Origin of the sequence: Haloferax sp. DFSO52 (assembly GCF_048158745.1) — an archaeon.
Lineage (GTDB): Archaea > Halobacteriota > Halobacteria > Halobacteriales > Haloferacaceae > Haloferax.
The window spans coordinates 649,796-666,448 of sequence record NZ_JBLOPB010000001.1; the positions used below are offsets into that span (position 1 = coordinate 649,796).

Annotated in this window: 14 protein-coding genes and 1 pseudogene; 7 read left to right on the top strand and 8 right to left on the bottom strand. The window is 58.4% G+C overall.

What is annotated here, in order from left to right:
- Positions 1-23: 23 nt before the first annotated feature.
- The 3 genes from ACK3SC_RS03425 to ACK3SC_RS03435 all read right to left on the bottom strand — a co-directional run bounded on the left by ACK3SC_RS03425 (position 24) and on the right by ACK3SC_RS03435 (position 3,325).
- Positions 24-524, bottom strand: a complete 501-nt coding sequence (locus ACK3SC_RS03425; RefSeq protein ID WP_416838714.1) for a chemotaxis protein CheW — start codon at positions 522-524, stop codon at positions 24-26.
- 43 nt (positions 525-567) lie between these two features.
- On the bottom strand, positions 568-2,577 hold the full coding sequence (locus ACK3SC_RS03430; RefSeq protein ID WP_416838715.1) for a methyl-accepting chemotaxis protein: 2,010 nt from the start codon (positions 2,575-2,577) through the stop codon (positions 568-570).
- 199 nt (positions 2,578-2,776) lie between these two features.
- Positions 2,777-3,325: a heme NO-binding domain-containing protein gene (locus ACK3SC_RS03435; protein WP_416838716.1), complete on the bottom strand. Its 549-nt coding sequence runs from the start codon at positions 3,323-3,325 to the stop codon at positions 2,777-2,779.
- Between the two features lie 250 nt (positions 3,326-3,575).
- Here ACK3SC_RS03435 and ACK3SC_RS03440 point away from each other — a divergent pair, with 250 nt between their 5' ends.
- Positions 3,576-3,941, top strand: coding sequence for a group I truncated hemoglobin (locus ACK3SC_RS03440; RefSeq protein WP_416838717.1), 366 nt, complete (start codon positions 3,576-3,578; stop codon positions 3,939-3,941).
- 448 nt (positions 3,942-4,389) lie between these two features.
- The gene (locus ACK3SC_RS03445; protein WP_416838718.1) at positions 4,390-4,854 is read left to right on the top strand and encodes a MaoC family dehydratase; all 465 of its coding nucleotides are present in this window, start codon (positions 4,390-4,392) and stop codon (positions 4,852-4,854) included.
- Positions 4,855-4,893: 39 nt separating this feature from the next.
- Here the strand turns inward: ACK3SC_RS03445 and ACK3SC_RS03450 are convergent, their stop codons facing one another.
- Together ACK3SC_RS03450 and ACK3SC_RS03455 are read right to left on the bottom strand one after the other, a co-directional pair.
- Positions 4,894-5,340 (bottom strand): ester cyclase, encoded by a 447-nt coding sequence (locus ACK3SC_RS03450; RefSeq protein ID WP_416838719.1) that lies wholly within the window; start codon positions 5,338-5,340, stop codon positions 4,894-4,896.
- 148 nt (positions 5,341-5,488) lie between these two features.
- A pseudogene (locus ACK3SC_RS03455) lies at positions 5,489-5,668 on the bottom strand (hypothetical protein); the annotation flags it as partial.
- 697 nt (positions 5,669-6,365) lie between these two features.
- On the opposite strand from ACK3SC_RS03455, the gene ACK3SC_RS03460 reads away from it, so the two are divergent.
- On the top strand, positions 6,366-7,607 hold the full coding sequence (locus ACK3SC_RS03460) for a hypothetical protein (protein ID WP_416838720.1): 1,242 nt from the start codon (positions 6,366-6,368) through the stop codon (positions 7,605-7,607).
- Between the two features lie 79 nt (positions 7,608-7,686).
- Here ACK3SC_RS03460 and ACK3SC_RS03465 read toward each other — a convergent pair whose 3' ends face one another.
- The gene (locus ACK3SC_RS03465; RefSeq protein WP_416838721.1) at positions 7,687-8,244 is read right to left on the bottom strand and encodes a hypothetical protein; all 558 of its coding nucleotides are present in this window, start codon (positions 8,242-8,244) and stop codon (positions 7,687-7,689) included.
- Entirely contained in the window at positions 8,241-8,699 is a 459-nt protein-coding gene (locus ACK3SC_RS03470; protein WP_416838722.1) for a hypothetical protein, read from the bottom strand. Before ACK3SC_RS03470 ends, ACK3SC_RS03465 begins: the two co-directional genes overlap by 4 nt.
- Before the next feature lie 570 nt (positions 8,700-9,269).
- On the opposite strand from ACK3SC_RS03470, the gene ACK3SC_RS03475 reads away from it, so the two are divergent.
- From ACK3SC_RS03475 to ACK3SC_RS03485, 3 genes are all read left to right on the top strand, one after another.
- Positions 9,270-10,283, top strand: coding sequence for a zinc-binding dehydrogenase (locus ACK3SC_RS03475; protein ID WP_416838723.1), 1,014 nt, complete (start codon positions 9,270-9,272; stop codon positions 10,281-10,283).
- A 290-nt stretch (positions 10,284-10,573) separates the two neighbouring features.
- Entirely contained in the window at positions 10,574-11,101 is a 528-nt protein-coding gene (locus ACK3SC_RS03480; protein ID WP_416838724.1) for an ArsR family transcriptional regulator, read from the top strand.
- A 2-nt stretch (positions 11,102-11,103) separates the two neighbouring features.
- Positions 11,104-11,544: a hypothetical protein gene (locus ACK3SC_RS03485; RefSeq protein ID WP_416838725.1), complete on the top strand. Its 441-nt coding sequence runs from the start codon at positions 11,104-11,106 to the stop codon at positions 11,542-11,544.
- A 12-nt stretch (positions 11,545-11,556) separates the two neighbouring features.
- Here ACK3SC_RS03485 and ACK3SC_RS03490 read toward each other — a convergent pair whose 3' ends face one another.
- Positions 11,557-15,075 carry an ATP-binding protein gene (locus ACK3SC_RS03490; RefSeq protein WP_416838726.1) on the bottom strand — a complete coding sequence of 1,173 codons (3,519 nt, stop codon included), beginning with the start codon at positions 15,073-15,075 and terminating at the stop codon, positions 11,557-11,559.
- 416 nt (positions 15,076-15,491) lie between these two features.
- Here ACK3SC_RS03490 and ACK3SC_RS03495 point away from each other — a divergent pair, with 416 nt between their 5' ends.
- Entirely contained in the window at positions 15,492-16,436 is a 945-nt protein-coding gene (locus tag ACK3SC_RS03495) for a hypothetical protein (RefSeq protein ID WP_416838727.1), read from the top strand.
- Positions 16,437-16,653 lie beyond the last annotated feature (217 nt).

A 16,653-nucleotide genomic window follows, 5' to 3' on the forward strand; every position in this document is an offset into this window, starting at 1 on the left:
GTCTGTGGTTCGTGCGTCTGTTCTCATGCGTCGACTGGGTGGAGCGCCGCGATGAGTTGGTGGCTGTCGAAGACGTGGATGTCGGTGTCGTCGCCATCCGTGATGGCGGCCCGAAACCAGCGGTCGTCCAGCGGTGCGCTTCCCTCGGTCGGTGGTGAGACCGACTCGACGTGATGCCGTTCGATACCATCGACTGCCTCGACGAGGAGGCCGATGGGTTGTGGCGTCTCGCTCCTGTCGAGAAACACGAGGTAAGCGTCTGTTGGGTCAGAAAACGGACGGTCGCATCCGACGACGGCGTACGTATCGACGGCGACGGCGACGTCGCCTTCGACCGATGCTGACCCGTAGATACCCTCCGGGGCGTTCGGGACACGAGTTATCGGCGGTTTTCGTATGACTTGGCCGACTCGGCCCAACTCCAGCGCGTACCGGTTCCCGTCGAGTCGGAACTCCAGGAACTCGATGACCGACTCCGGCGAGAGGTCCTCACCGTCGTCGGTTTCGACCGATTGCTCGCTCATCGTGCCCCCCTCACTGAGCAGCGGTACGCGGTCTTCGGTTGCATCATCGCTCTGCTGAGTTGTCTACGGTCGATTCGTGGCTCTCACCATCTCGTTCGTCGTCCGATTCAGTCGCCGTCTCGTCGTCGCCCGATTCGTCGTCGTCGACGTCGTCGAAGTCGATTGGGTCGTTCGCATCGCCATCGAAACTGAACGTCGACTCGTCGGCGTCAGGGGCGTCATCGAGTGGTTCAGCGTCCGGTTCGTCGGCCAGTGGGGCTGCGTCTGCCTCCTCGTCCGCTGGCTCGTCGGAATCAGTGGGTTCAACGGGGTCTACCGAGTCGGCCGTTTTCGACTCGGCAGGTGGACCTGTGAATTCGACAGCTGACTCGTCCAGCATGTCGGCATCGGAGCTACCGCCCTCGGTCGAGTCGTCGTCGTTGGCCATCGAAATCGACATCTCCGTCTTGAACTGGTCGAACGTGTCGTTCAGGTTGTTTGCCTGTTCTGCAAGCGCACTCGAACGCTTCGACACCGCGCTCAGTGCACGAGTCTGCTCTTCGGCACCCTTCGCGGCCTCCGACGCCCCTTCGACCGTCTCGGCGCTGATTTCCGTCGCATCGTCGACCGAAGCGAGGACCTCCTGCGTCGCCTCGGCCTGTTCGCTCGTCACCCGGCTAATCTCCTGGACACCGGTGTTGGTTTCCTGTGCGTTCTCGGCAATCTGGTTGAGTGCGTCTGCAGCGTTTTGCACGGAGTCAGTGTGATGGGCGATCTGCTCACGCGTATCGCGCACCTCTTCGACTGTATGGGAGGTTTGCGACTGAATCTCTTCGAGGCGAGTTTCGATGTCCGTCGCGGCCTCTTTGGTCCCTTCTGCGAGTTCCTTGATTTCGCGGGCGACGACGGCGAACCCTTGCCCGGATTCACCAGCACGCGACGCTTCGATGTTGGCGTTCAACGCCAGCATGTTCGTCTGCTCTGCAATCTCGCGGATGAAGTCGATGAGGTCGTCGATCTGTTGGACTTCGGATTCGAGTCGTTCGATCTCTTCGACCGTATCGACCGACTCCTGTTCGATATTTTTCATCCCCGAAATCGCTTCGGTGGCGGCCTCTCGGCCCTCACGTCCGGTTTCGACTGTCTGCTGAGCGAGGTCTGCAACGTCGCTCGACGAGTCGTCGATTTCCTCGACAGTCGCAGAGAGGTTGCTCATGTCGTTTGCGACCAGCTCGAGGCTTTCGTACTGTGTCTCTGCAACGTCGGAAATGCTGTGCAGACTGCCAGAGACCTGTTCGCTCCCTTCGCGAACTTCGGTCGCGCTCACAGTGACTTCGTTACTCAGCGTCGCGACTTCTTTCGCGAAGTTCTCGGCGCGAACGGTCGTCCGTTCGAACCGGGACATCATCTCGTTGAACTGGGCAGCGAACTGGGCCGCAACCTGATTCTCGACGTCTTCGTCCATCCGTTGCGAGAGGTCGCCCTCGGCGCACTTTTCGAGAACCTTGGCGTACTCTCGCGCCATCATCTTCAACTGATTATTTTCCACTTCCAGTCGGTCGCGCTGCGACTGAAGTTGCGTAAGTTCGTCCTGGAGTCTGCCGACCTCTTCGCGGGCTTCCTCGAGATTCTCGCGTTGGCTGTCCGCAGTCACCTGGAGTTCGCGGTGTTTCGCTTCGAGTTGTTCCTTGTCGGAGGTGATCTGGTCGAGACGATCTGAAACGGTGTCGCGGAATCCCGCGACTGACGCCGACAATCGACCGACTGCGTCGATGCGGTTCTGTTCGATGTCGACGTCCATATTTCCGTCACGCAGTTCGTCTGTGCTCGCACGGACGGTGTCAACCGACTTCATCGTGCTTCGCACCATCAACGCGCCGAGGATTCCGCTGACGACGATGCCGCCTGCCGCAGCAGCAGCGACGTCCGTCGGAACCGGGTACGCTGTTGTTCGCCCAACTCCCAGTGCCACACCACCGATGGCAACGCCGAGAGTGCCCAGCACCACTCCGAATCGAAGTGCATACCGTCGGCGTATGAACCTCGGTAGAAGGAGACCGAGTATATCTACCATATGGCAGGAATGTCTCATCTGATACTATAAACCTTCGCACAATGTTGACAATCTGTTAGAAAAACATTTCTGCCATTATATGGCCGGTTAAGTGACGATAAACGAGGGGTTTGACCGTCGGCGGTGCGCGATGGCCAAACGTCGGTACCGCCACTCACTTGGTCGAAAAAACGCTGACGACGACCCCATCGCAGGATCGTCAGGCGTGTTTGTCGGGGGTCACGAGGAATTCACAGTAGTCGTCTCCATCGTGCATGCACGTCGGTTCGGTGACCTCGTACGGCTCGTCGAAGTGGTCGCTGACGCCGAAGATGAGCCCTCGCGCGAGGTGGCAAAACTGCCGTTCGGACCGATAGATGACGCTCACTGTTTCGTTGTCTCGCCACCCAGTCTCCACCTTCGGCGTATCGTACGTCGAGATGGCTTTCTCCCGCAACGCGAGGTGAAACGCCTTGATGTTGGCGATGAGTTCGATTCCCGTCCAGTCACGTTCGATGTGGACGCTGTACGTTTCGAGCAGCGGCGGGACCAGAAACTCGCCGAACGCTTCGAGGAGTTCGGGAACCGAATTGTCGGTGAGCTCGGATGCCGCATCGAGGAGTGCGATTAGTTCCTCGTCTGGATACTCCTCGACGGGGACGTAGAGTCGGCCGGGCAGGCCAGCCTCCCGTTGCAACGTCGCCCACGTATCGCGGTCGTAGGTCTCGACGACGAAGTCTTTCAGTTGGTTTAGTACGATACCGTGCACAACTCATCGCCTCCTGAGTCGCCGCGCGGTAACGGGTGGTGCCCGGGCAGTTCTTTTGGGGGTGCGTACCGTGTTTGTAGCGTCTCCGGAAATGGACGGCAACAGCCGCCGTCGTTCGACCAGCGACACAGTGGATGTGGTCGTTGTCACACGTAGAGGATAATATGTTACGTAATCGTATAAAATATTTTCAATCAGTAAATTTACATTCCAAGATAAACTTATCACTTAGTGATTTAATATCCTGTTTATGTCGGGCACCCAATCACTCTACGAGCGTCTCGGCGGGAAAGACGCGATCAAAGCAGTTGTCGAAGAGTTCTACGACCGGATGTTGTCGGACGAACGGGTCGCACACTACTTCGACGATGTCGATATGGCTAGGCAAAAAGCACACCAGACGCAGTTTATCAGTTCTGTCACTGGTGGGCCTGTCGAGTACACGGGTGCGGATATGCGCGAAGCACACGACCATCTCGGACTCTCACGAACGGATTTCGAGGTGACTGCCGGACATCTCCAGGCAACGCTCGAATCGTTCGACATTCCAGAAGACGATATCGAGGAAGTGATGACTGCAGTCGCAGGGTTAGAAGAAGATATCGTCACGGCTTGACTCCAGTCGGTCGAAGGGTCTCTCGTTTTGTGACAAATTCGGTCTCGACGACGTGCAGGGTTCGGCGTTGTGCGAATTGCATACACGTTCCATATGACATTTGAAAAATGTTTTAACCTCTGAGAATGTACAGAATTATTGCAGGTAGATACCTGCACTTGGGTTGCGTATACCGGGGATCTTTCCCCAGTGTCCGTGGAGCGAGGGCGGGTGCCCGGTCGCCCTCGTTCTTACTTCTCTCGACGTTATCCGTGAGCGATTGGTCTCTGTGACGAGCGGTCTGTGTGGCGTCTGCTCGGTTGGCGCGAACCTGTCAGGGGTTCTCCAAATGTGGGTGTACGTTCATCAGATGACCATCGAGCTGAACTAATCCGCGTTCGTCTCCCTCTCCCCGAATCTGGTGTTCACTCCCGCACGGCTATCGTCTCAGCAACCCAATCAATCTCGTATGGACGACGCCGACACCTCTGCACCAGACACAGTCTGGCCACGTGGCCCGCCGCGAGTTGGAGAGTACGCCGAGCGCTCGCGGACCATCGAACCGGAGTACATCGAACTGTTCTCAGAACTGAGTGGTGACTACAACCCGCTTCACTACGACGAAGCCGTTGCCAAGGCGTCACAGTTCGGCGAAATCGTCGTGCAAGGCGGCGTCACGAGCGCACTTCTCAACGCTATCGTCGCCGAGGACCTGCCCGGCCCCGGAACCGTCTTCCTCAACGTCGACTGGGATTTCACGGCCCCGGTCCGCCCCGGCGACACGATTACCGGGTGGGTCGAGGTGACGAAGGTTCGCGAGGACAAGCCGATTACCGAACTCGAAACGGAGATTACGCGCGACGACGGCACAGTCGTTCTGACGGGGACTGCCGTCTGTTATACGATGCCGATTTCGGGCGATACTACCGACTGAACCGACAGAAAACGCTGAAAAAGTGGTCGTTCCGTGCGACTACATCGAGGGCAGTTCGACGATACCGAGTTGGGTGAGCATTCCCATCATGTCCGGGATGACCCACCGCTCGGCGATCATGCCGTCTTCGACGCGCGTGAACACCATGTTCGACACTTCGAACGTGTTCCCGGTCGGTTCGGCGCCCATGAACTCGCCTTTGTGCATCCCTCGCAGCGTGACGCGCATGGCGACCATGTCGCCTTCCGTCACGACGTCTTCGACTGTCGCCGAGAAGTCGCCGAACGCATCACGAAGCATTCGAATCTGCGCTTTCTGTTCTTCATGCCCTTTGATTTCTCCGAGTGGGCTGTGGTCGAGGACATCCTCGGTGCAGATTTCGTCGATGAGGTCGAGTTTCCCCTCTGTTGCGATTTCTTCTGGGTATCGCCGTGCGACCAGTTCGGCCGCTCCGGGGGTGCGTGTCGGTGTACTTGCTGATGCCATGCTAATTTCTCCATCGTGCCGCCACCTCGTGGGCGCTGCTTGCGTCTCCACTCGGCGCGGACACTAGGTAGTCATACGCCTTGTGGGGCGTTAACTATTGTCAATAGTTTATCGGTGGGGAACCGTTGGTTGAATGTGTAACGTTCAGTCATTCCGGTCGGAAGACGAGTGTCAGGTCCGTCTTCGTCTCCGGCGTGGCGACGACCACGTCGATTGCGACGGCGACGATGGCCGTCTCTCCTGCTCGTTCCTGGACGACGACGCCGTCGTCTGCGACACACTGGCCGAAGTCTCGGGCGGGACCGTCTGGGCAGTTTCTGAGTGCCCACTCCTGTGGTAACACCCAACCCTTGTTTCGACTGGAGTACACCCGTGGAATCTCCCGCAACAACACCCTTGGGAGCCATCGCGAAGCCACACCCGGGAGCCATCGAACAACCATGGCGCAAAAGCAATCGAAACAGACCATCGCTTCTCGTCGAGACGAATGTGGGAAACCGGGAGTGAGCGTCGTCAACGTGGGGGTGTGGGCAGCAATCGCGAAGGGAGAATGGGGGCAACGAACAGTGGAATCGCGGCATCGACGAAGGGGGAACACAGGCAAAATGCCGAAATCCCAAACAGGCGATACACCCCACTAACGAGAGGGTGTACCGGGTTTGAGGGGTGTGAACCGGGTGTCGAGAGCGGCGCAACTGAGGAAGACGAGGGGACGAACACACGGTGCGGCGACGTTGGAAAACCCACGTACGAGGGCACAGACGTCCAGAATCCAGGGAATCGTGGAACGTGTATCTCCCACAAACGCCAACAAAGAGAGTGTGGTCGTACACCCATGACGCGTCCAGAACGAGTACACCCTTGCGGGAAACAGGCGTGGGTGTACACCCCTGAACTGTGAGGGTGTAGCGGGTGAGACGAAGGCGCATAAATACGCACAAGGGTGTAGAAAACAGGGCAAAATGCGCATGGGTGTAGCGGCGCGAAACACCTAGTAGGCCTCCCACGAGACACCCAGACGAGCAATGACGCCACCACTCCCCACACGGACAGCACTCCCAGACGAACTCTGTGAACGAGCCCAGTGGGTGGGGTGGCGAACACAGACGCGAGGTGGAGATGAAACGAAGGTTCCACTGGACGTGAGCGGGGGGTATGCGTCGGCGACCGACAGGGCGACGTGGACAACGTTCGACGAGGCACTGGCGTACGCCGAAGACGGAACCGCGGACGGAGTGGGGTTCGTGTTCACCGACGACGACCCGTACGTCGGCATCGACCTGGACAAGTGCCGCGACAGCGAGACAGGCGAACCCGAGGAGTGGGCGCAGATGATCATCGAGCGGCTGGACTCGTACACCGAAGTGAGTCCCTCGGGGACGGGCTATCACGTCATCGTCAAAGGGGACCTTCCCCCAGACGGGAACCGAACGGGAAATCTCGAACTCTACGCGCATTCACGCTTCTTCACCGTGACGGGCGACCGCGTGGACGGCACGCCGACCGAGGTTGCAGCCCGGACGGACGAACTCACTGCAATTCATGCAGCGTACTTCGACACACACGCGGCTGACACGGCAGCAGACGCAGCGACGACTGTCGGCTACCAATCCACAGGAGGCGTCGAAGCGGGGGGAAACGACCTGACCGATGAAGATGTCATCCAGCGCGCACAGAACGCCGCGAACGGGCTGAAATTCAGTCGCCTGTACGACGGCGACACGAGCGCGTACGACAGTCACTCAGAAGCGGACATGGCGCTGTGTTCGATGCTGGCGTTCTGGACAGGTTGCGACGCCCAGCAGATGGACCGCTTGGTACGTGACTCGAGGCTGTATCGAGCAAAATGGGACGAGGTGCACTTTGCGGACGGCTCGACCTATGGTGAAAAGACAATCGAACGGGCAATCGCGGGGACGACCGAGTATTACGACCCGTCTGGATTCACAAGTGCGGTGCGCCGGTCGACGACACGGACGCGGACAGACACAACCAACACGCGTGTAAACACTCACGACGACGATGCTGCCGCAGGAGCGACGGCAGAGATGGGCGAAAACGGAGCACCCCCAACACGTGAGACAGAACATCTCGAACGTCTCAAAGAACTCCAGATGCACCTCGAATCGGTGCTCGAAGCAAACGAGCGATTGCAGGAGGAGTTAGAAAACGAGCGCGAACGGCGACGTGGGTTAGAAGCCGAGCTTGCAGCGGGTGAACAGGAGGACGAAGAGAGTGGGTGGTCGCTGTTTGGGTGGTTCAAGTAAGACGTGACGTGAGCACGCACGCTCGGAAAGGATAACCAAATGACTGACTGAGGCTATTGACTCCTGCTGTCAACGTTGATTACTCATCTGGGGACACCGCATATTCACCACCGAACGCAGCGAAATGTTTGACGAGGGTGTCCGCAGCAGCTTCGATCTCTGCAGCTGAGCTAACGTGGCGATAGAAAACCATATTCTTGTCATACGGATTCCTGGACACCTCTACATCCCAGTCATTGGCCTGCGTCTGTTCCACAACCCGGGTATCGATGCCTGTGTCAGCATGCTTGATCTTGTAGCCAAATGCACGGACTGTGCCGTCGATATCAGTCCGACCGTACTTTTTCGGCGGCATCCAGTACAGATGGACGTTCAGGAGATTCCTGTTCCCTTCAGTCGGTGCCAGCGGGCCCTCCATCGGGTAATTGACTCGATGAAATGCGAGCGCAGCCTGACTTTCTTGCGACGTCACGTTCGGGTCGATATCCGAGTCGAACAACTCGGGGTGTTTCTCGACCATCCGCTGGCCGCACTCACACAGTCGCGCTTCGATTTCACTCTCGAATTGGGTGACCAGCTGGAGTGCCTTCACATAGCGATCCCCTTCGAGACCCATCGTGAGGAATTCATCCGTCATGGGAACACACTCTCGCGCAGATATGTTAGTTGTTCGTCGAGAATGTGTGCAATCCGAACCGGACGGACTGTGTCGATGACGGTTGCGGGGGAAGCCAGTTGTTCAACCATTGGCTGCGGCTGGAAATCCAAGAGTTGTTGCTCAGCGACCGCACAGAACAGATACGCGTTCGCCGCCCAGTGATCGTCGACGATGTCGGCCTGGTACAGGAGCGTTCGAATCGCGGCGGTGACGTCGCGCCAGTGTAACACGGTGATTGGGCCAGGGTCGTTCCACGCAATCTCTGTTCGACCATTGGGCAATTCGGTACGTGGCGGTTCGACGAGTGTGTCAAGACGACCCATCTTTCGCTTTGGGAGGAGGAGATAGTGCGACCACTCGAGGTCGTCGTAATACTCTTCGACGAGTTTCGCTGCCTCAGCTGTCTTTTCGTAGTTCTCATCATCGAGCTTCACCTCGATCGAGACGCCACAGTCCTCATAGAAGACCAGGATGTCCGGCCTCCTGAACGACCCATCCGGTTTCGGTAGCTTATCCTCTAAGATGACTTCTCTTGGGGCCTGGGCTCCTGGGCGGTCAAACAGTTCAGAACTAAGGGCTGCAGAGGGGCGCAACACCTGCGCAAGCCACCGTGACCACCCGACTTCCGTCCTCGGCTGCAGCGGGCCTCTGCGTAGCTGGTCTCGTCTGAGGTCTACAGCTAATGGGTCAGTATCGAACGGAGCGGCAGCGGTGCTCCAGTCTCGATTGCACTGCTCAAGGAGTTCAGCGAGGTGGACCGCTGTGTCAGTCCCTGTTTCGGAGTAGTTGTCCCACCACGGGTCAAGACATAGCCACTCGCTCGGCTCTATGCTTTTGTTCATACCACTGACAACTCAGACACAGTATTAAATTGCTATGCGGATTTGGAGGTCGTTGGTATCTCGGTGGTTGCGCAGCGACCGTCAGAATACTGTTTGAAAATCCCACCCGGTTTTGTGAGGCCGTCACTACTCATATTGCAGTGGTTCCCGAATACCAGCCCGATGCGTGCCGCAGCCTTCACCGACCTCATCGGCCCTGACGGAGTCTCACTTATCGACCAACCAACTCCCGAACCCGGGCCGACCGAAGCGGTCGTCGACGTCGAAGCGGCCTCGATCAATCGACATGACCTGTGGATTCTCGAGGGCGACTCTGCGATGGTCACCGCAGATACCCTGCCATTTGTGAGTGGGCTGGACCTCGCTGGTGAGGTACGTGCGGTCGGTGACGACGTCACGTCAGTCACCCCGGGCGACCGTGTGCTCCTCTGTCCAAACGAGACCTGTGGTGTCTGTCGATTCTGTCGCGAGGGGCCTGAGAATCTTTGTGAATCGTACTCACTGTATCACGGAGGCCTCGCAGAGGCCGCCTGTGTTGGGGCAGCCCGTCTCGTCACCCTTCCCGAGACTGTCGAGATGACAGAGGCTGCCGCACTTCCAACGGCGTACATGACTGCATATCATATGCTCCGCCGGGCTCACGTCGGGCCAACCGACCTTGTATTCATCCCGGGTGCGACCGGCGGAGTGGGTGTTGCTGGCGTCCAACTCGCGAGCATATTCGGTGCTCGAACGATCGGGACGTCATCATCTCACGAAAAACTCGACCAGATGGAACGCCTCGGCCTCGACCATGCTATTCAGGGCACGGACCCGGACGACCTCCGGGAGTCAGTTCAGGCCATCGGAACGCCGGATGCAGTGTTGAACCACCTCGGTGGTGCGTACACCGGACTCGGACTCGATGTGCTTCGACGCGGTGGGCGGATGGTGGTCTGTGGTCGCACTGCGGGCCAGACCTCCGATGTGGACATCGCAGACCTGTTCCTCGGACACAAACGACTGATTGGCAGTACGATGGGGACGCAGACGGACCTCGAAACGCTCGTCGAACTGGTTGCCGAGGGGACGTTGACACCGGTACTCGACGACACCTACCCGCTGGAACAGACTGGTGATGCCTTCGCTGCCATGCAAAACCGCGAGAGCGTCGGAAAACTTGTGATTACCACCTAACGAGGTCTGTGAATCACAGCCACGTGGTTTCAGGACTCGTCTCTTTCTGGTCGGCTTCGCGTCGAATCCATGAGTTCCTGCAGCGTGTGCATCTCCGAAAGCCCCCGCAGGCGACGACTCCCGCGGCGGCGCGCGCTCCTCGGCCGTCGGCCTGCGGTGCTCACGCCACCGGGGTTCGTCCTCGCCTGCGGCCCCTTTCAATCCCACCCGATTTCGTTCCCATCGGCGTATCGTGCTCACTATCCTGCGTGAACAGTAATTATATTGCGCACTCACACGTAGTGATGCGCATGACTGACGAGCGTCGACGAGGCCCACCGCCAGAAGACTTCTCTCGCTCACTGAGAGACCGTCTTGAAAACGCCCCTGCGGACGAGCGAGTCTATCGAGTTGCACTCGAACTCACTGGCCCGACGCGTGTGTCCGACATTGCGACGCGAGCAGACTGTTCAAAGAATGCTGCACGACGACATCTCAAGCGACTCACCGACATCGGTGTGTTGACGCAGGTAACAGAGAACCCCGCAACGTTCGAGCGGAACGAGTCGTACTTCGAATGGCGTCGGAAGAACCGGCTCGCAGAACTCAGTGAGAACGAGTACACGCAACGACTCAGTGAACTCCTCTCCGAAGACAAGGAGTATCGAGCGCGGTATGGCGTCGATGACCCTGACGCGCTTGACCCACTCGAGTTTCACGACTATGGCGACCCAGAACAGGTCTGGTTGGATATCACAACTTGGGAGGCGATTCGGAAGGAGATACGAGCGCTTCGCCAGGCACAGCAGGACAACTCGGGCGAAGAAGGTCTCGTCTAAGCGTGGACACCGACCGCACAAAGCGAACACCAAACCGTGCGCTACTGCGAGAACTGGCTGCAGTCCTCGGTGCTGAACCGTGGGTGGATAGCGTCTCAGTGTTTCCGTCGAACAACCCTGATTCGCTTGTCGTTGTTCTTCTCGATGAACACTATCCAGCAGACGAGGTTTCCGAGGCGTATATCGAACTGCAATCGTACACCAATGGCGACTTCCACATCTCGTACATTGAATCACGCCATGGTGACCCGTGGATGTGTCGCTGGGACAGACACGATAGCGATGACTACTCCCGAGACCACTTCCACGAGCCACCAGCTGCAGCCCACGGCGATGGTGTGAACTGGGAGTATCCCACCGACTTGATGCGTGTACTCTCGGATATCGTTGCGCCGTGGGTCTACGAGCGGATGGGCGACATCTGGGATGAATACAACGACTGAGGAGGGCTGCTCTCACTCACCCAACGTCGAATCCATGAGTTCCTGCAGCGTGTGCATCTCCGTAAACCCAGGCTGGTGAATCTGGAACGTTGACGGCGGAGAGTTCGTACTATACGTCTTCTCCACGCGCGGCGCTCCCTCGTTCGGTTCGTTGAGCGCGCGCAACACCTCGTGTGCATCACTGCGGTTCTTGACGACCCACACAGCGGCTTCGGGGTCGCAAGCGGCCATCTTATCGTAGTCCTCAGGAACTGCAGTGAGGATGTCGTGATTTGCTCGCTCGGCTTCGAGCGTCACAACAACCTCGCCAGCTTCGTCGAGACAGACCGCATCGAGACGCGCCCGCGAATCCTCGTGTTCGAAGTACGAGACCGCCTCGACAGCAGTTGACTCATCACTCTCGACGAACGTCTGTTCGAGATAACGCCGGCCGAGTTCGACCATGACGACGTGAAGACTGGACTCACTCACGTCACCGCGACCGTCGCCATGTGCAACGCCCTCGCGGTGGCGGACGGCAATCGCACGGCGGCCTTTCGGCGTGACTGTGTAGAGTTTGTGTGGATAGGTACAGTCGAGTGCGAGCGACTCGCCATCGATGAGTTCGCGGACTTCCTTGTGTGAGACGCCCGTGTACTCCTGGAGGCGAACCATACTGTCGCACAAGAGGTCGTACTCGAAGTCGGGGTCGAACCGACGCTGGTGTGCCGAGTAGACCGCCTGCAGGAAGCGAAGCTGTGCGTCGGTGAACGCACTACTCCCGCGTTCGACTGCTGAGAGTTTGAGCGAGAGCTGCGAGATCGGGATGTCGTCACGGTCGACCGCATCGAGACTGTGACAGCACTCGATGGCGTTTCGGATACCCGGGAGTGCAGGATCATATCGTGTCGAACACTCGTCGCACACGACTGCATGGGCCTCAGGGTCGTATACGACCATCGGTGGGAGACGCGTTGTATACGGGAGTGCCGAGTTGATACGTGCATCAGGCGCTGGTGCGTTGCGGTCTGGATACGGGTCTGCTGGTGACCGAGACGCTGTTCGCGATGCATCACTGGATGGCCGGGATGACGACGAGGACGTCTCAGCCGGTGCTGACTCTCGGTGGCCCAGTGGGGTGTGCGACCGCCAAGGTGTGGAGCGACTGCCAATATTCGAGATATCGAGGCCAAACGCATCGTCTGTCCGGGCCGTGAGGAGGTCACGCGCAGCGGCGTAGGCAGTCTCCCGTGCGGGTGTGAACGCTGCCTCACTGTCAGGGTGGCCAGGCGGGAGGGGTGCACTCTGAAGGACGAACGGCTGTGGCTCTGGCTGCCCGAATCCTGCCGGGAGTGTGGCAAGCCACTGGCCACGACGAAGCGCGCGCAGTCGGGTCTGGACCTCGCCTGTGGGTACCTCAGCGGTTGCAAACCGCCGACTGAACTGCGGGTCGACCGCAACGTTCCCAGTGACGATTGTCGAGACGTTATTCAGGACTTCGCGATAGGCTTCGGGGTTGGCCTCTCGAAGTTGCGCGGGGAACTGCATCGCCAGCGTGACCGAGAGTCCAAACGATCGCGACTGGGCGAGGAGGTTCGAAAGCAACGACGACGTCGACAACTGCGAGGCTTCTTCGAGATACAGGTTGACGAGCGGGTGGTCGGTGTCGCCATCGCCATCCGTGGCTTCCTGTTGGGTTCGACGCCGAAGCGCAGTCCACAACGCAGAGAGGATGACGAGCGTGATGACACGACGAGAGGCTGGTCGGAGTCCACCGGTGTCGATGATGATGACGGCATCCTCGTCGATGAGTGCGCGCAGGTCGAAGTGTGGACTACTCCCCTCCTCATCTGGGACGTGATTAAATAACTGTGCGAGTCGCGCATCGAGTGGGACTTTCTCGATACGATTTGCAACGCCTTGCATGAGTTCGTCGAACGAGCGCTTCGAGTTGGCAGCGACGCCAGCGAGCAGCGCCTGGAGGTCTTCGTCAACGACCGGTGGTGGGTCGCGCGTCTCGTGCAATCTGGCGACGGCCATCTGGAACTCGCGATGCGTGAATGCATTCGACCCGTGTATCGGGTCGAACATTGCCTTGAGAACGTAGCGAATGATATCCGGCGAGCGAACGGCCTGTTCGAAGCGGTCGCGCCCCATGATACCGATGAGGATGTCGACGTAGTGGTCGACAACGTCTTCGACGGCAGTGGTTCGGTCGACGCCCGAGTCAAGTTGGTCGCGAATATCGAAAAACGACAGCGCGGGAAGGCTCTCGGTGCAGTCGAAGTAGTAGACATCGTCGAGCGAGCCGTGTCGCGCGTAGTGGGCGCGAAGATAGTCATCGGCCATGCCGTCTCCCTTCGGGTCGATGAGGATGTCCGCCCCATCGGTGGCGTCGTGATTATCGAGGATACCCGTAACGAGACTCGTCGACTTCCCCGAGCCAGTGCGACCGAACCACCCAACGTGGAGTGGTTGGAGTGAAGGTGGGAGTGAAATGGGCGTGGCTTCAGCATCGCCATCTGCGGTCTGCGCGTGCCCAAGTGTGAGCCCCTCCGTTCGGTACCGTTCGAGGCGGTCACGTGACGGTCTGGGAAGTCCGTGTTCGTCGGTTGGTGTGGGGGCGAGCGCGCGGTGAGCATCAGGTGGGAGCGCACCCGCATCGAGCAGGCAGAGCGCAGGGAGTTCGCGCCCATCCATGACGAGTGCGCGACGCTCGTTGGAGGCCCACGGGAGTTTCGTGGAGAGACTCGTGTTCTCGGGGTCGATAGCGACGCGATTTCGGATGTCATCGTACACCTCGTAGGCGTGTTTGCCATCGTACTCGCGCCCCTCGATACGGTAGTGGTCGCCGCTGAGTGGGGTGAACGTGGTTGCAAGCGAGGCGAGTTCGGGGATGGTTGCGTCGGGCTCGGTCGTAATCACGATGCCGCGTGCCGTGACCGAAAACGAACGGCGAGCGTCTTTCGCGTCGAGTGCGTCGAGACGCGAGCGGACTGCAGGGTCGCTCGTGTTCTTCGCGGTGTTCGTCGAGGCAATCCAGTCATCGACGAGACGCTGCGAGAGCGTATCGCGACCCTCGGTGAGTCGGCGGCGTCGGTCGCGTGCGTGATGACGCCAGTCGGCGTGGGGCGTGACCAAGAGCTGGACGGCCATCGGGACGATCGATGCGGCGAGTGTACTGACGACTGTCGTGAGTGGTGGCCGCGTGTCTGTGTCGATGAAGGCGTCGTACGGGGTGAGCGTAGTCTGCCAGTCATCGCGGCGGTCTGGCTGGCCGACGAACTCGACGGCGCGAGCGCGTGGTGGCGAATAGCGTTCAAGGGCTTCGTCAGCGGGGTCGGCATCTGGCTCGGCGGGAGAGAGGCGTGTCAGCGGGTCCGTGGTCGAGGTCCGAAGTTCGAACGAGTCAGGAACGAGTTCGCGACACCAGGCTTCGATAGCGGGTGCAAACGCGGTCTCGACACTGAGTGTGTAGTCGATTGTACTCGACTGCGACCCATCTGTGACGAGCAGCCATTCGAGTGTGGGTGGGTCGTCTGTGTCCAGCAAGTCAAACAATCGAGTGAACTGTGCGGTGACAGTTGCCGGGTCGAACGCGTCGGCTGTCGGCGAGATGTGAATAAATGACCGTGGTGACGGAGACTGAATAATGACCTTTCGTCACCGTCACTAGACATAATTCCTTCTCTACCTGTGGGTGTGATAACAGGACTGTGTGGGGTTTGAGCTGGTCACTTCGTCTAGTCTCGTGAAGTCGCACACACGACTCCCGTGGTTCTCTCTACCACTGGTTGTCGTCTGCAGGTGACCATTCGCGGTTGGCGTACCGACGGTCACCTTGAGGCCCAAAAATTGTGGACGAAACAGGTATTGAATACTGATTAAGATTGGGACTGTCAAGTTAGTGGCGCAATGATATTCCTAATTTCAATTATTTCTGTATAATATCCATACATGTTTATCATATGACGAAACGTAATATAATTGTCATGCCAGTGGCTTCGTACGCACCAATTTTCCACGAACTGGGGGGAAATACCGGGACTCAAGATGGACCATACGTCGATGCGTGGGGCTGGCCCTACCACGTTAAACATTATCAGTGGGTTGATGTACAATTTCGGGGATCCCACCCTCATGGGTTTGTATCGTACGGCGCTGTGGATCAAGGCCAGTATAATAATTACTCAGGAAGCACACTTGGGCTGCTCCCGATTACCCTCCCAGATGGTGCGAAACCCAATTCGCTCACTGTTATCGGATACTGCACTGGCAGCGTGAGGTTCGAACTCTTCAGTCAATCGCTCACGTATTTATCATCTGGCTGGGACGGGGGATTCTCACCAAGCGAAGGGACTGCCGAACTCGCACGCATTCGCGCAGGGTGGGCCGAGTTCCACAGTACTGAGGATCGACGGTTTGAGAGAAGTGGACCAAACTTTACCAGAACTGTACGGATCCGTACTGTTGATTCAGGGGTCATCGATAATTCTGCGAATTGGTATGGATTGTATGCGGAGGCCACGAGCGGTCGTTGCTACCTGACGGGTGTGAAAATCACCTACGACGAAGATGACTCAAAACCGCTCCCTCCCGTCTTGGAGAGTGAACGAGAAGTCGATCGAATACCCGATGAGTGGAGGACGCCGATTGAGTTAGAACTGGATACTGTTCTCGATGTCAGTGCAGCGAGGTATTCGTTCATCGGTATTGCACAGGATGGTGAGCTACTCGAGTTCGAACAGGCAACAGATGGTCCGAGTACGTTCATACTCCCACCAGGAGCGTACGAGGTCTGGACTGATGGCGACAGTACTGAGGTTACAGAATGGCCGCTACTCCCAGATTCGAGACTCCAGCCCTCTCGTCGGGATACAGAACCCAGAGGGAAAGGTCCCACGTCTGAATAATGTCGGCGCTGCGGGTCTGTCGTGGTGGTCGTGAGTTCGACCGAGTCAGGGAGGAGTTCGCGACACCAGGCTTCGATAGTGGGTGCGCGGGGTGTCTTGACGCTGAGCGTGTAGTCGATGGTACTCTCTTGTGACCCGTCAGTGATGAGCAGCCATTCGAGGGTTGGTCGGTCCCCCCTCGTGTTCAGAAGGCCGAACAACCGCGAGAACTGAGCGG

Coding starts and splice junctions, on each gene's coding strand:
- ACK3SC_RS03440 (WP_416838717.1), top strand. CDS start 3,576: ATGTCGGGCACCCAATCACTCTACGAGCGTCTCGGCGGGAAAGACGCG.
- ACK3SC_RS03445 (WP_416838718.1), top strand. CDS start 4,390: ATGGACGACGCCGACACCTCTGCACCAGACACAGTCTGGCCACGTGGC.
- ACK3SC_RS03475 (WP_416838723.1), top strand. CDS start 9,270: ATGCGTGCCGCAGCCTTCACCGACCTCATCGGCCCTGACGGAGTCTCA.
- ACK3SC_RS03450 (WP_416838719.1), bottom strand. CDS start 5,340: ATGGCATCAGCAAGTACACCGACACGCACCCCCGGAGCGGCCGAACTG.
- ACK3SC_RS03460 (WP_416838720.1), top strand. CDS start 6,366: ATGACGCCACCACTCCCCACACGGACAGCACTCCCAGACGAACTCTGT.
- ACK3SC_RS03480 (WP_416838724.1), top strand. CDS start 10,574: ATGACTGACGAGCGTCGACGAGGCCCACCGCCAGAAGACTTCTCTCGC.
- ACK3SC_RS03425 (WP_416838714.1), bottom strand. CDS start 524: ATGAGCGAGCAATCGGTCGAAACCGACGACGGTGAGGACCTCTCGCCG.
- ACK3SC_RS03430 (WP_416838715.1), bottom strand. CDS start 2,577: ATGGTAGATATACTCGGTCTCCTTCTACCGAGGTTCATACGCCGACGG.
- ACK3SC_RS03465 (WP_416838721.1), bottom strand. CDS start 8,244: ATGACGGATGAATTCCTCACGATGGGTCTCGAAGGGGATCGCTATGTG.
- ACK3SC_RS03495 (WP_416838727.1), top strand. CDS start 15,492: ATGACGAAACGTAATATAATTGTCATGCCAGTGGCTTCGTACGCACCA.